Source organism: Vagococcus salmoninarum, assembly GCF_003987495.1.
In the GTDB taxonomy this organism is placed as follows: Bacteria; Bacillota; Bacilli; order Lactobacillales; family Vagococcaceae; genus Vagococcus_D; species Vagococcus_D salmoninarum.
Map to the genome: position 1 here is coordinate 89973 of NZ_NGJU01000005.1, position 13839 is coordinate 103811.

Sequence of the window (13839 nt, forward strand, 5' to 3'; positions counted from 1 at the left end):
CTTTTAAGGAGGTCATCTCTTGATAAACTTAAGTAAGTATCTAACGATGGTTAATGCTGGTGTTATTAATATCTCAATAATTATTGGCACCATCTTAACCTTTTATTTTATTTCCCTGTATTTAGCGACTAATAAAAATCGCACCAACTTATCTTTTGTTCCTAGTCATTTAGTTCAACCGAAACGCCTAAGAACTGTGATTTTAGTGGGGTTCCTTCTTGGTTTTATTAGTTTTATCTTATCAATCAACCGAATTCCAATTTTAGGGGCTTCTAACGGTGTTGACATGCGTTACGTCATGATTTACTTTGCTGTAATATATGGCTCAGAATTATTAGGGGTTACGACGGCTAGTAGTTTAGTCATTCTAAAATACTTAAGCTACTTCGCTTCAACAAGTCCTATTCCTTTAATCGAATACATCAATAACGCTCTTTTTACTTTTTTGATTCTAATCTTAGGGATTTATATTAAACGAAAAAAATTTCCAATATTTAAAACTCACATATTATTTTTAAGTGGCTTTATGATCACGCGTTTCTTAATGTTCAGTATTTATTTTCACCCATTTTTACAGACAACTAAACTAACTGAATTTTTCTTGTATGTCCTGATTTATTCAGGGATCTTCTTACTGTCTACGTACATCATCAATGTAGCTATCTCAGTTTCCCAGTCTGTTCACGTTTATCGAACAGCTGCGGTCTATGACAGCTTAACGAATGTTTATAATAAAGAATCTTTTCATTTTTTCCTTGACTACGTCGCTAATACTAAGTCAACTTCAGCTAATTTATCTTTGTCCGTCATTGATATCGATGATTTCAAAGACATTAATGATAATTATGGACACCCGACTGGTGATGCCGCTTTATCTTACTTGAGTACTGTTTTAAAAAAATACCAAAGTGACTTTAAGCACTATATTTGTCGCATTGGCGGTGATGAATTTGCGATCATCCATAATGAAAGTCCGACTGAAGCAGAAGACTACTATCGCAAAGTCTTTTACGACATTAATAATTCGCCTTTAATAAAGAACGAGGAAGAAATTTTCTTAGAACTATCCGTTGGTTTAACTCACTTTAAAACCCAAGACAAACCTGTGGATAGTGAATTCGCTTTAAAGATGGCGGACGATGCTCTCTATCAAGCAAAAAAACGGGGAAAACGCCAATTAGTTATTACCCGAGCCTAAAAAAGCTTAAATCCTTGAGGATTTAAGCTTTTTAATTATCTTTCTTGTGTATATTTATAGGCTGTTCCTAAAGAAATATTACATTCTTCAGCAATTTGACGTAGTGTGTATTTGTTGTTGTGGTATAAGAATTGAATTCTTTCAACTGTTTCTTCTGAAATTCTTGGACGTCCACCAATTCGACCATTACGACGAGCTTCTTCTAAACCACGAGAAGTTCTTTCACGAATAATCGCTTTTTCCATTTGTGCCATGTTTTTAATCATCGCTGTGTACGTTGCGTCATCAATTGAAGCCACGTCTGCTTCTTTTTCTAAAACAATTAAATCAATGCCTTTTTCATCTAACTCAGTAATAAACTCAGCTAATTGAATAATTGATTTACCTAAACATACTAATTCAAAAATTACTAATTTATCACCAGCTTCCATTGTTTCAATAGCAGCTTCTAATTCAACGTGTGGGTGTGTGACTGTTTTCAAACCATCTGTTTCTAAAACAATTTTGTCACAGCCGTGCTTGCCTAATTTTTCTAGTTGTGATGATAAGTACCCTTTGTCTTCTGTTGTATATGCATATCCTACGATTGTCATAATATTTCCCCCTGTTGTGTTTTTATCTTTTGTTTAAAAAACGTCTGATTTATTTTTCCTGGCTACATTAAGAAGTATATAAAACCTATGAATTTATTACTATGCCACACTTTGCATATGAGTATGAAATATTTGAATATATAGGACAATAAACAAACAAACAAGCTGTTAAAGCAAGCTTTTCAAGGTTTCTTGAGATTTTATTCAAATTTTGCGTATAGATACGCATCTTTTGAATAATCTACCTTTTAACAAAAATAAAGAAAGACTAGCTTTACTTACTTACATATAGTAATATAGTTAAGTGTTTAAAAAAATCGCTGGAGGTATCATCATGTCAAACGTTTTAGTCATTAAAGCCCATCCATTGACTGGGGAAGAGTCATCATCAATGAAACTAATGGAGCAATTTATTCAAACTTATTCAGAAAAACACGGTCAAGAGTCTGTTAAGGTTCTTGATTTATATAGTAGTTACATTCCAGAAGTTGACGAAACTTTGTTAACTGCTTGGAACTCATTAAAAGCTGGTGCTGAATTTACTTCGCTATCACCTGAGCAACAAACTGCTGTTAGCCGTTTTAACGAGTTAACAGAACAATTTCTAGCTGCTGACAAAATTGTCATCGCTAATGCTTTATGGAACTTAAACGTGCCAACTCGTTTAAAAGCTTGGATCGATACGGTCAACGTCGCTGGCAAAACCTTTAAATATACTGCAACAGGTCCCGTTCCTTTAACTGAAGGCAAAAAAGTCTTACATATCCAATCAAATGGTGGCAGCTACGATGGCCAAGATTTCTCTTCCCAATTTGTAAAAGGTATCTTAAACTTTGTCGGTGTCGAAGACTTTCACCAATTATTCGTTGAAGGCGTTGATCACTACCCTGAACGTCGTGATGACATTTTAGGAACTGCCTTAGCTAAAGCTTCGGCTTTTGCAACAGACTTCTAAAAAATAAAAACAATGATTCACACTGCTCTAGCGAGACAGTTGAGAATCATTGTTTTTTTATTCGCTTTCTTTAAGGTCAATCTCTGTTTCTTCATATAAGTTAGAAACATCTTTATACCATTCAAATAAGTGAGTAACTAAGACTTTTAAGGCGGCGTAACCAGGAATCCCGATTATCACTCCTACGACCCCAAAGAGCTTCCCAGCCGTTAAGAGGACGAAGATAATCGTCACTGGATGCATTTTTAATTGACTTCCTAAGACTAAAGGCGAGACAAAACGTCCTTCGACAACTTGCTCAATTCCAAAAACAATTAAGACTTTAACAAACATCGCCGGCCCACTGACTAAACCTAGTAGTAAGGCAGGAATAGTTGCTAAAGCTGAACCTAGATAAGGAATAAGATTTAAAAAACCTGCTAATATTCCTAAAGTAATACTGTAATCTAAACCAATGAGGCTAAAGCCGATCACAAACATTACGGCAACAGCAAAAGCCACTGTGACTTGCCCACGAATGTATTGGGAGACTTGTTTGTTAATATCTTCTAAGACTTTTCTCGTTGGTTTACGCGCTTTCGTTGGTAAGAATTTTAAGAAGTACGTCGTCATCTCTTTACCATCTTTTAACATATAAAATAAAATGAATGGTGTCGTAATAACTGTCACAAAGACATTAGCGACTGTACCGATAAAACTTCCAATACCTTGAAAAGTATTTTTTGAAAAGCCCTTAACTACGGTTGTAATACTATCAAAAACTGAATCACTAAATTTTTCAAGTTGTTCAGAATATTGATCCAGTAAAGGATGACTCAATAACTCTGTCGTTTTTGTTTGGATTGTTGCCCAATAATCCGGCCAATTATTGATAAAACTTAATGTTTGGTCTTGAATTTTAGGAACAACTATCACGATGCCCCATGTCATTAAAGCTATAATTCCGACAAAGACAATCGCTATTGACCAAACCCGTTTGACACCTTTTTTCTCGATTAAATTAACTAAGGGATTTAAGAAATAAAATAAAATACCGGCAAAGACAATCGGAAATCCAACAATCCCAAAAAATTGCCAAATCGGCGTAAATAAATATGAAACTTTAGTAAAAAGTAAAATAATCAGCAAGCACAACAATAGAACTAACAAGGCTGTGACGACTTGATTATTTAAAAACCATTTCCAAAACCAAGAAAACTTACTTTCTTCAGCACGTTTTTTTTCCATTGCGACCTCCTATTTAATTGTATTTAATAATCGTTCCTGTTTTAATTTCAGGTAAAATAAAAGGTTCAACGTAGATTGCATTAACTAAGGCATCTTCCGATGGCACTTCACTAAAAATAACTGTCACATGACCGATTTCGTTTAATTGACTTTCAGCTAAACGACCTAAATGAGTCATTGTGTAACGCTGCTCATCAAATGATAAATGACCACCTAAACCTAGTTTAATCGGACCTTTTGATTTATCAATTGTCTGGATAACTGAAACTTTCTTTAATTCCGGCGTTGCACTTTCGCCAAATAAAATAATCATCTGGTCGCCAGCGTCAACAGCCTGCTCACCAATCTCTATTACTTTTCCTTGTATCATGTCACTACTCCTAACATTATTTACTCTATGTTAATTGTACCACAAAGACCTTTTTTTTCCTCAATAAGCTCTTCTTCTTACTACTTTCTTTGTTTTTAAAGAAAAAACAGTACTTTTTTTCAAAGCTTTCTAAGATTCTCTGACTTTTTTTATGCTATACTTTGATTATAATATTTGAAAGGATGAGTAGAATGTTAGAAAAAATACTATTAGGTACTTACACAAAAAGAGAGAGTAAAGGTATTTACGAAATCTCTTTAGATACTGAAAAAAAAGCGTTAGTTGATTTTAAAGAATTAATTGCTGAAACAAACCCAACTTATGTCGGAGTTTCTGCTGATAAAAATCTATATTCAATGACGATTGTTGATGGCAAAGGTGGCATGGCAGCATACGCTCCCGCTGAAAATGGTGGCTATACCTTATTAAATACCGTCACTGAAGAAGGAGCTCCTCCTTGTTACGTTGGGATTGATAATCAACGTGGCCTAATTTTTGGGGCAAACTATCACCGTGGTCAAGTTACTTCGTATAAGATCCAAGTAGATGGCTCAATTAAGCAAGTGGACATGATTCAGCACCTTGGTAGTGGTCCTCATGCCAATCAAACAAGTCCTCACGCCCACTACGCAGACTTAACACCTGATAACCGCTTAGTCGTCTGTGACTTAGGGACTGATGGAGTTTACACTTACGACGTCACAGCAGAGGGCGCGTTAACTGAAGTTGCCTGTTATCAAGCCACACCAGGAACTGGTCCCCGTCATTTAGTTTTCCATCCTAATAATCAAGTTGCTTACCTTTTCGGCGAGTTAGCTAACACTGTAGTAGTCATGAGCTACGATGCTACGACTGGTACATTTGAAACATTACAAACATTATCGACTTTACCAGCTGACTTTACTGATTTTAGTGGTGGGGCTGCGATTCGCATTTCTCAAGATGGCAAACATGTTTACTTATCAAATCGTGGACATAACTCGATCGCTGTTTTTGAAACTAGTCATGATGGCCAAGAATTAGCTTTAATTCAATTAATTCCTTCTGAAGGAAACTTTCCAAGAGATTTCGATCTTAACAGTACGGATGAATTTTTAGTTGTGGCTCATCAAGAGTCTGACAACTTAACATTATTTAGCCGTGACACTAAGACCGGCTTGCTGAGCTTAATCTCTAAAGACACTTACGCACCTGAATGTGTCTGTACTTACTTTGTAAAATAAAAAAATAAATAAGCAAGCTAGTCCTCGAGTAACACGGATTAGCTTGCTTATTTTTATTTAGCTAGACGGATTTTTACCACTCGTCATCGTTTAAATCGTCACAGTCATTACTTCGTCACCTTTTTCGACTAAACTTGTTTTAACTACTGTTACTGCTTTAAAATCATCTGTATTAGAGACTACTAAAGGGGTTGTCAGGTCATAGCCGGCTTTAGTAATTGCTGCAATATCAAAGCGCATGAGTAAGTCCCCTTGTTTAATGATCTGACCTTGTTCAACTAAAGATTCAAAGCCCTGGCCTTTTAATTCGACTGTATCCATACCAATGTGAATTAATAGTTCAAGCCCTTCATTTGTTAAGATTCCGATCGCGTGTTTCGTCGGAAAGACCATCATCACTTCCCCATCAGCTGGGGCGTAAAGTTCACCTTTTTCTGGGTAAATTGCTAAGCCCTTTCCCATTGCCATTGATGCGAAAACTTGATCAGTGACCTCTTCTAAAGGTCTGACTTCACCAACTAAAGGACTAACAACCACTACTTCTTGACTTTGAGAAGCGCCTTTACTTTTTTCTGCTGAAATATTAGTCTCCTTAACTGCTGCAACGACTGGTAGTTCTTCTTTAAAGCCCATTAGATATGCGAAAACAAAACCTAAAACCAAACCAACTGCCGCTGCCACAAATGCTCCGTAAAAAGCGGTGTCCATTCCTGTTTCAGGGTTAATATAGCTTGGAAATGAAAAAATTCCTAAGCCGCCATTAATGTATTGTTTTGTGCCGAAAAAGCCTAAAACCCCACCACCGACGCCGGCTGCTAAACAACTAGCATAAAAAGGTCTTTTCAACGGCAAAGTGACACCATAAATAGCTGGCTCGGTAATTCCAAATAAACCAGAAATAAAAGCCGGAATCGCTAATGTTTTTGTTTTGCTATTTTTAGTTTTCAGATAAACTGCCGCCACTGCACCAATTTGTGAGAACGAACATGCTAAAGTTAAAACGACAATCATGTCATAACCTAAAACTTGCAAGTTGCTCATCATCACTGGAATTAAGCCCCAATGAAGCCCAAACATGACAAAGACTTGCCAGAAAAGACCCATAAAAATTCCGGTGACAATTGGGCTAATATTATAAAGACCTTCAGTCATTGCCCCTAAAAGATTTCCTGCCCAAGTCGCAATCGGCCCAATTACTAAGAAGGTTAAAGGAATCATCACTAACAGCGTAAAAAATGGCACGAAGAAGGTTCGGACAACACTTGGAATAACTTTAGTAAAAGCTTTTTCAACTTTCGCCGCTACAAATGTGGCTAAAATAATTGGAATGACCGAGGAAGCATAACTCATCATTATGACTGGTAACCCTAAAAAGGTCACATAAATCGGGGCTTCAAACAAGGTATTACTAAATAACGTATATAACGGTTCCGCTCCTGAGCCAGCCATTACTAAAGGCGCTAAACCTGAAATTGCAGGGTATAACATTGCTCCAGCAATAGTCATGGCTATAAATGGATTGCTCCGGAATTTTTTAGCCGCATTATAACCTAAGAAGACTGGTAGGAAGTGAAACATGGCATCTCCTGTCGCATTTAAAATTAAATGGGTACCAGTCCCTTCGACTAAGACATTCATTTGTAATAAGATAGCCACTAAGCCTTTCAACATCCCTGAAGCTGCTAAAACCCCTAAAGTTGGCGTGAAAATACCTGAAATTAAATCAATAAACCGATCAAAGAGATTGCCTTTGGGCTCCTCTGCATCAGAAATATCCATCTCTTCGGTTTTTATCTTGCCAACTTTAACGACTGCCGCAAAAACTTCTGACACATGGTTCCCAATGACGACTTGGTATTGCCCGCCACTTTCCATTACCGTAACGATGCCTTCTAATGTTTTTAATCCTTCTGTATCAGCTTTTTGCGGATTTTTCAACTTAAACCGTAAGCGAGTCATACAATGAAAAAGTGAGCTGACATTCTCCTCGCCCCCAACCCCTGCAATAATTTGTGTTGCTAATTCTTCGTACTTCATCTTCTTCAATCCCTTCTTAATTTAAAATATGAACACAAAAAAACCTAAACCAACATAAATAGAGAGAACCTCTCGACTTATGTTAGTTTAGGTTATGCCCACTTAAGGTAACAGTCCTAACTTCGACCTCTTTATTTTATCAAAAAACATTCATTATGTATACGCTATTTTTCACTTTTATTGATTAAATCTGTCACTCGCCAGACATGAATCGTCAAATAAAGAACTTCATTACTAGTAATTTCCCAGCCTTCTTCTCGTCTAACTTTTTCACTGATACCTAAAGCCACTTCATAAGCCCGCTGATATTTAGCTTTAATCATGGTCATTAAGTCATTATCAAGCATCGAGTCTTGCAACCTTTCCTGATTGATTTGGCGAATAATAAAATAGCGGAGGTGAGTCACGAAACGAATGTAATTAGTGGACTCTTCATCTAATTCCAACTGGTATTCGGTAGCCACAAAGAGCATAATCCCACGGACGATTTGATTGATTCTCTCCGTTTGACTTAGTTTTTCTAGATTACTTTGAGCATTCACAAAGTGCATCGTAATAAAAGTTTCTTCACTTTTAGGTAAAGTAATTCCTAGGCGTTGATTTAAAAAACTGATTGCTTGAAGGGCTGCTTGATATTCTTGAGGATACAAACGGCGAGTTTCCCACTTAAATGAGGTTGAGTAATCTAAGCCTTCAGTACTTCTTTTTATTGCAAAATGAATATGATCTAGTAAAGTTATGTAATTAGTTTCTTTCAATTGTAACTTTAATTGCCCTTCAGCTTCGGTAATCATGTCATTAACAGCTTCAATCACTTCTGCTGGCAGACTAAAAATCGTTTGAACAATGTAAGAAAAAGCTCGGGAAGGCTCCGCTAAAAAACGTCTTTCGACTTCACTTACATAGACATGATCATTCGCTTTTTTACCAAAACTAATGCCTTTACCGATGACAATCCATTCTTTTCCTTCACTATCTTTAACCATTGCTACGTTATTATTAAACTTTTTAATATATTTCATTGATCAACCTCGTCTTTATAAAATTTCATACGTTATTATAGCTTATCTTTTAGACTTTTTCTAAGTTTTTTTTCTTTAGAAAAAAAAGACAACTCAAAATCGAGTTATCTTTTAGTCACTTTAGTGAAGAATGTGTCCTTCTTGCAGATTTGTATTAAGTTTTTTGAAGAATCCTCTAATTTTAGGGAATAAGTATAAGCCAAGACTAAAGAATAAAATCGCAATAAAGATTAATATCACAATTGCTTTGAGTGCATTTGGCCAGTAAATCCCACCGACTGGTTCCCGTAATAAGTTAACAGCATGAGTAAAGGGAATAAAGGGATGAATGATTTGGAAGAATTTCCCAGACATTTCAATCGGATAATTCCCCCCACCAGCTGAGATTGACAAGACTAAAATAATCACGGCTGCCCCTTTTCCTAAGTTACCAAACAAGGCAACTAAAACGTAAACCATCATCATAAAGGTGAAACCAACTAAGAGCGAAAAGAGAATACTTAATCCTGGATTAACAGCATAGGTTCCTAGTAACACAAGATTTCCCACACTGACAATTAAAGCTTGGAAGAAACCAACGACTAAGAAAGTTCCCATCCGCCCTAAAAATTGGGCCCGTTTAGAATATTTTTTATGTTCGTCTTCCGACAAGTGAAACTCAGTTGTAGCAATACTTGAAAAGAGGACTGCCCCTACCCATAAACAAAGAGCGGTGTAGAAAGGGGCACTCGCTGATCCATTATTAGGCACAGGGTAAACATCTTTTTGATCAATTAAGACTGGGTTAGAAATAAAATCACTTTCTGATGCCGCATCACTTTTAAGTAATTTAACTAATTCATTTAAATCAATGTCTTTTTCCCCTTTATGGATCAAATCAGCCGCTTTATGGATATTTTTGCGAATACTCGGCCAATCTTCTTCAATCAAAGTACTAGCTGAACTTAAGGCTGTTTCCACAGCTGGTAATTTTTCGTTAACCATACTTAAAGTTTTTTGAATATCTGTTTCTAATTTTGGTAAATCACTTGTTACAAAAGCCGCAGCTTTATTCATTTTTTCTTCTAAGACAGGTAAATCATTTTGATACAGCTCTGCCCCTTGATTAATGCCATTAATAATTGTTGGCATGTTGTCATTTAAAATCGTATTGGCACTATGAATTTCCGTTTTGATAGCCGGTAATTCGCCTTGGTATTTTTCTAAAAAAGCAATCGCTTGACTAATCGTACCAGAAGTCGATGTCAATAAACTACCAATCTGGCTAATTAAGCCTTCATCAATAATTGTTCCCGTAATTTTTCCAGCAGAAGCTAACATACTTCCCGCTTCTGTAAGTAACTGATTAACATGTTGACTTATGGCTGTGACATCAATCCCATTGATCGTATTAGCTAATTGATTAGCTAATTGACTAATTGTTGACAACTTAGCTTTCAGCTCTTGAGCGGACAAGTGATCCACATTATTAATTACCTCTTGGTTCAAGCCAATTAACTTAGCAATGGTATTTTGTGCATCACTTAGTTTGTTAATGACTCCTGTTAGTTGGTCTGAGCCAGTTAATTCTTGTAGTTTTAGTAAAGTATCAATCGTTGATCCAATCATTTGATTCATACTATTAAGACTATGATTCAACTCGCTTAATGCGGCTTTAAGCTGAGCTTTATCAGCTTCTGTCAATTCTTTGTCACCAATCAAATTAGCAACTTCACTAGCTTTATTGGCAACGTCGGTGGCGACTAAACTAATAATCGTCAAACCCGAATCAACTCCTTGGGAAATGTTTGGTAAAGCTGTTTGAATTTTATCAAGATCCCCTTGTAGTGTTGGAATAACCTTATTAGCTGTTTTAGCTAATTTTTTGACTTCTGGGATAACTTTTTGAGCTTCTGCAATGATTCCTAAGCCTTTTTTTGCTTCCCCAATCGCATCATTCATCATTTTGGCTAATTCATCAAAGTCTTCATCAATCATCTTGATTTGTTTGCCAGCATTTTGAATCTCCGGTATTTTTTCTTGGACGGTTAAAATGATTTTTCCTGATTCTTTGATTTGTGGCATCATGCCATTCACTTCGATAAGCTTATCGCCCATCTTGTTAACTTCCGGAATATATTTAATAAACTCATTGGCCTTGTCGAGTTTTTTCTTGTAATCTGGCATTTTTTTATTTAATTCTGTGACTTCTTTTGTATAACCGTCAATTTTATCTAAGTTGTCATCAACTGTTAAAATTTTGCTTTTTAACTTATTAATACTTGGGAGATTAGCATCTAAATCATAGCCAAGTTCATTAAAAGTTGTTAATAAGGTTTCACTGACCGTATTCACAAACTCGGTACTAATCGTATCTTTAATTGCCCCGGCGCCTTTATCAGTAATTTTAGGAGCGATAGCGTTAATTTTTTGATTAACGCTGTATTTAATTTCTGGTTTCTTGATATCACCACTAACAAAGCTAACAAGGTTTTCTGAAAAGTCTTCCGGCAAGTAAATGCCACCATAAAACTTACCACTTCTCACGCCCTTATCTAGTTCTGCTTTAGAATCGACAAAGACCCAACCGACAGTGTCATTGTCTTTCAAATTAGTAATGATTTTATCACCGATGTTAATGTCTTTCTCTAACACATTCGCCGTTTTATCATCGGAATAAACCGCAATCGCAATGTCTTTCGTATTAGAATAAGGGTCCCACAAGGCGGCAATATTAAACCACGCATATAAAGATGGGATAATCATTAAGGCAATAATCAAGAGGAAGGTTAATTTATTTTTAAAAATTCGTTGCCAATCTAATTTAAATAGCTCGAAGGCTTGTTTCATCGTTTTTTTCACTACACGTCAACTTCTTTCACTTTAATTCTGGTTCCAATCTTTCGTTGGAATCATCTGTTCTTTTTCAAAGACGGCTTCTAACACTTCCTGAATTGAGATGGTTTTTAGTTTTTCTTCCCAGGCCCGATCAGCTTCTGAGAAAAAAGCTGAGACGATGTTATGACCGTTTTGGGCAAATTCATCAAACTCAGAAAAAGCCCGTTGCAGGACCCCCATATTAGGGAAAGTTTCCAGTGGCCCTTCAATTGCTTCAACAATTTCTAGTAAGGTAATATCGGAAGTCTTTTTTTCCAAATAAAAACCGCCATTGTTCCCGGAAACTCCGCCGATTAATTTCGAAACGACTAGTTTTCGTAAGAGTTTTCTAACATATGATTGAGAAACTGATAATTTAGTATAAATACTTTCTGATGAGACCGGAACATCCGTTCTTTGGATAGATAAAATTGCCATAATAGCTAATGCTTGCTCAGTGGCATTGGTTAATTTCACTTAAGTCATCTCCTTTTCACTACTTTCAAAATCGATTATAGACTTTTATTGTCCACTATGCAATAACTTTGCATTATTTTTCAGATTTTTTTCATAATTAATAGCAAAATAGAGGTGATGGCAAGTGCCATAACCTCTATTGACTGATCCTTAAAATTAACTTTTTACTAATCTTTGATTCTCCAAACGGTAGACGTGATGAAACATTGCTAAAAATTCTGCATTGTCTGAATGAGTTACAACAATGATAATTTTATTTTCAATCTTTGAAATAATGTTAGCAATTAATGATTCATTCAGTTTGTCTACGCCGGAAGTTGGCTCGTCAAAAATTAATAGTTCTGCTTCCCCATACAAACCACGAGCAATATCTAAGCGCCGCTCCTCACCACCACTTAACTGAGTCTCAGCAGATAACTGATAATTAAGCCCTGCCTCTCCAGCTAAAGCATATTTTTCCAAACCAACTTCTTTGAGAGCTTGGGACATTCTTTCATCATCTGCCTCTTGAAATAGGCTAAGATTTTCCCGGATACTGCCTTCAAAGATTGCGGTTTTTTGTGGTATGTAAGCGACTTTTGCATAGAGGCTAGCTTTATTTATCCCTCTTAATTCTTCCTTGCCAAAATAAATCTCACCTGTGGTTGGTTCTCTAATTCCTAAAAGTAAGTCTAGTAACGTACTTTTTCCACTGCCACTACTACCGGTGATGCCGTAGCGTTGCCCTTTCTCAAAGCTTAAATTTAAGTCCTTGAAAAGTAACGCCTGATAACCAAAGGCAACTTGACTTAAATGGATGTTTCCTAAAGACTCTAACGCCACTTGAGGTTGGTTTAAGGGGTTTGACGGCGGTTTAACTAAGGCTAAAATCTTAGTGACAATTGGTTGGCTAGCAGTGATTTCAGTATAACAATTTGAAAAAGCTTGAATTGGTCCCGCAATCGTTCCCATTAAAGTTGTCATAGCGATAACTTCTGGCAAGGTAATCCGATTCATCAAAATGAAATAACCTCCAACAATCCACGTACCCGAATAAACAATATTATCTAAGGCGTAAATAATCGTAATCGTCAGCCCTTGAGAGACTTGAAAATCAGTGGCTCGTTCTTTAGTTGCTTGATTGCTCCCCTTTAATCTCCTAGTAAAACTCTGACTAGCATGACTTAACTTAATAAAGGCTAAGTGGCTAGAAAATTCCTCAAACTGCTTTAAATAGCGATTTTTTTGAGTTTGCCACTGCTCCCGCTTATTGGCTAACATCCATTTGCTAAAGAAGGGACTGAGAAAAGGCACTAAGGCTAAGGCAATCATGATTGTGGCAAACATCCCATTTAAAATAAAGGCTCCTAGAACGGCAAAAATAAAAACCCCGATAACTTGAACCGAAAAGACTAGACGATCTAAATAAATAGTTTCAATTAAGTCTAAATCATTCGTAAGATGAGCAATTCGTCTGGCACTTTTTTGCTGTTGGTTGGCTAAAATACTTTCCCTTAAATAATGGCTTGTTAAATCATTTCTAAGAGACTGAACAATTGTTTGAATTAGCAGACTGGCTGTCTTCCGAGGTAAAAAATCTGAGACAGCTTCAACTACAAAATAGCCAACTGCTAATATAGACAAGCGCATAAAATGACTGAGATCCCCTTGAGTCGCTGAATTAGCTAAACTCTGATAAACAAAGGCAATACCAACAGTCATGAAAGCGGCGAAAATAGCTGAAGCGATATAGAGTCCTGTCAACATTTGATGTTTCTTAAAATAATAAGTCATCGCTTTCTCCTTTTAGTGCTTTAAGCAACAGGGAGCCACGTTAACTTGAATCATGTCTGCCACACCACCTTTTTGCTTATATCTTAAAGGATTCACCTTAATAACACA

Annotated in this window: 11 protein-coding genes; 3 read left to right on the forward strand and 8 right to left on the reverse strand. The window is 36.3% G+C overall.

Annotation, left to right across the window (positions count from 1 at the left end):
• The first annotated feature begins 19 nt into the window (after positions 1-19).
• Positions 20-1198: a GGDEF domain-containing protein gene (locus CBF35_RS04610; RefSeq protein WP_126778819.1), complete on the forward strand. Its 1179-nt coding sequence runs from the start codon at positions 20-22 to the stop codon at positions 1196-1198.
• A gap of 35 nt (positions 1199-1233) precedes the next feature.
• Here the strand turns inward: CBF35_RS04610 and CBF35_RS04615 are convergent, their stop codons facing one another.
• Positions 1234-1791 (reverse strand): recombinase family protein, encoded by a 558-nt coding sequence (locus CBF35_RS04615; RefSeq protein WP_126778820.1) that lies wholly within the window; start codon positions 1789-1791, stop codon positions 1234-1236.
• A gap of 334 nt (positions 1792-2125) precedes the next feature.
• Here CBF35_RS04615 and CBF35_RS04620 point away from each other — a divergent pair, with 334 nt between their 5' ends.
• Positions 2126-2746 carry an FMN-dependent NADH-azoreductase gene (locus CBF35_RS04620; RefSeq protein WP_126778821.1) on the forward strand — a complete coding sequence of 207 codons (621 nt, stop codon included), beginning with the start codon at positions 2126-2128 and terminating at the stop codon, positions 2744-2746.
• A gap of 57 nt (positions 2747-2803) precedes the next feature.
• On the opposite strand, the gene CBF35_RS04625 is transcribed toward CBF35_RS04620, so the two are convergent.
• Positions 2804-3973, reverse strand: a complete 1170-nt coding sequence (locus CBF35_RS04625) for an AI-2E family transporter (RefSeq protein WP_126778822.1) — start codon at positions 3971-3973, stop codon at positions 2804-2806.
• A gap of 13 nt (positions 3974-3986) precedes the next feature.
• Positions 3987-4343, reverse strand: a complete 357-nt coding sequence (locus tag CBF35_RS04630; RefSeq protein WP_244922561.1) for a PTS glucitol/sorbitol transporter subunit IIA — start codon at positions 4341-4343, stop codon at positions 3987-3989.
• 191 nt (positions 4344-4534) lie between these two features.
• On the opposite strand from CBF35_RS04630, the gene CBF35_RS04635 reads away from it, so the two are divergent.
• Positions 4535-5566: a lactonase family protein gene (locus tag CBF35_RS04635; RefSeq protein WP_126778823.1), complete on the forward strand. Its 1032-nt coding sequence runs from the start codon at positions 4535-4537 to the stop codon at positions 5564-5566.
• Positions 5567-5656: 90 nt separating this feature from the next.
• Here CBF35_RS04635 and CBF35_RS04640 read toward each other — a convergent pair whose 3' ends face one another.
• From CBF35_RS04640 to CBF35_RS04660, 5 genes are all read right to left on the reverse strand, one after another.
• The gene (locus CBF35_RS04640) at positions 5657-7603 is read right to left on the reverse strand and encodes a beta-glucoside-specific PTS transporter subunit IIABC (RefSeq protein ID WP_126778824.1); all 1947 of its coding nucleotides are present in this window, start codon (positions 7601-7603) and stop codon (positions 5657-5659) included.
• Positions 7604-7767: 164 nt separating this feature from the next.
• A complete protein-coding gene (locus CBF35_RS04645) occupies positions 7768-8625 on the reverse strand; it encodes a PRD domain-containing protein (RefSeq protein ID WP_126778825.1) in 858 nt (285 codons plus the stop codon).
• A gap of 120 nt (positions 8626-8745) precedes the next feature.
• Positions 8746-11454: a YhgE/Pip domain-containing protein gene (locus CBF35_RS04650; protein ID WP_126778869.1), complete on the reverse strand. Its 2709-nt coding sequence runs from the start codon at positions 11452-11454 to the stop codon at positions 8746-8748.
• Between the two features lie 33 nt (positions 11455-11487).
• A complete protein-coding gene (locus CBF35_RS04655) occupies positions 11488-11958 on the reverse strand; it encodes an RrF2 family transcriptional regulator (RefSeq protein ID WP_126778826.1) in 471 nt (156 codons plus the stop codon).
• A 156-nt stretch (positions 11959-12114) separates the two neighbouring features.
• Positions 12115-13731: an ATP-binding cassette domain-containing protein gene (locus tag CBF35_RS04660; RefSeq protein WP_126778827.1), complete on the reverse strand. Its 1617-nt coding sequence runs from the start codon at positions 13729-13731 to the stop codon at positions 12115-12117.
• Between the last annotated feature and the right edge of the window lie 108 nt (positions 13732-13839).

Excerpts from the sequence above, each read along its gene's own strand:
- CBF35_RS04660 (WP_126778827.1), bottom strand. The coding sequence starts at position 13,731 with ATGACTTATTATTTTAAGAAACATCAAATGTTGACAGGACTCTATATC.
- CBF35_RS04630 (WP_244922561.1), bottom strand. The coding sequence starts at position 4,343 with ATGATACAAGGAAAAGTAATAGAGATTGGTGAGCAGGCTGTTGACGCT.
- CBF35_RS04645 (WP_126778825.1), bottom strand. The coding sequence starts at position 8,625 with ATGAAATATATTAAAAAGTTTAATAATAACGTAGCAATGGTTAAAGAT.
- CBF35_RS04640 (WP_126778824.1), bottom strand. The coding sequence starts at position 7,603 with ATGAAGTACGAAGAATTAGCAACACAAATTATTGCAGGGGTTGGGGGC.
- CBF35_RS04635 (WP_126778823.1), top strand. The coding sequence starts at position 4,535 with ATGTTAGAAAAAATACTATTAGGTACTTACACAAAAAGAGAGAGTAAA.
- CBF35_RS04650 (WP_126778869.1), bottom strand. The coding sequence starts at position 11,454 with ATGAAACAAGCCTTCGAGCTATTTAAATTAGATTGGCAACGAATTTTT.
- CBF35_RS04625 (WP_126778822.1), bottom strand. The coding sequence starts at position 3,973 with ATGGAAAAAAAACGTGCTGAAGAAAGTAAGTTTTCTTGGTTTTGGAAA.
- CBF35_RS04615 (WP_126778820.1), bottom strand. The coding sequence starts at position 1,791 with ATGACAATCGTAGGATATGCATATACAACAGAAGACAAAGGGTACTTA.
- CBF35_RS04620 (WP_126778821.1), top strand. The coding sequence starts at position 2,126 with ATGTCAAACGTTTTAGTCATTAAAGCCCATCCATTGACTGGGGAAGAG.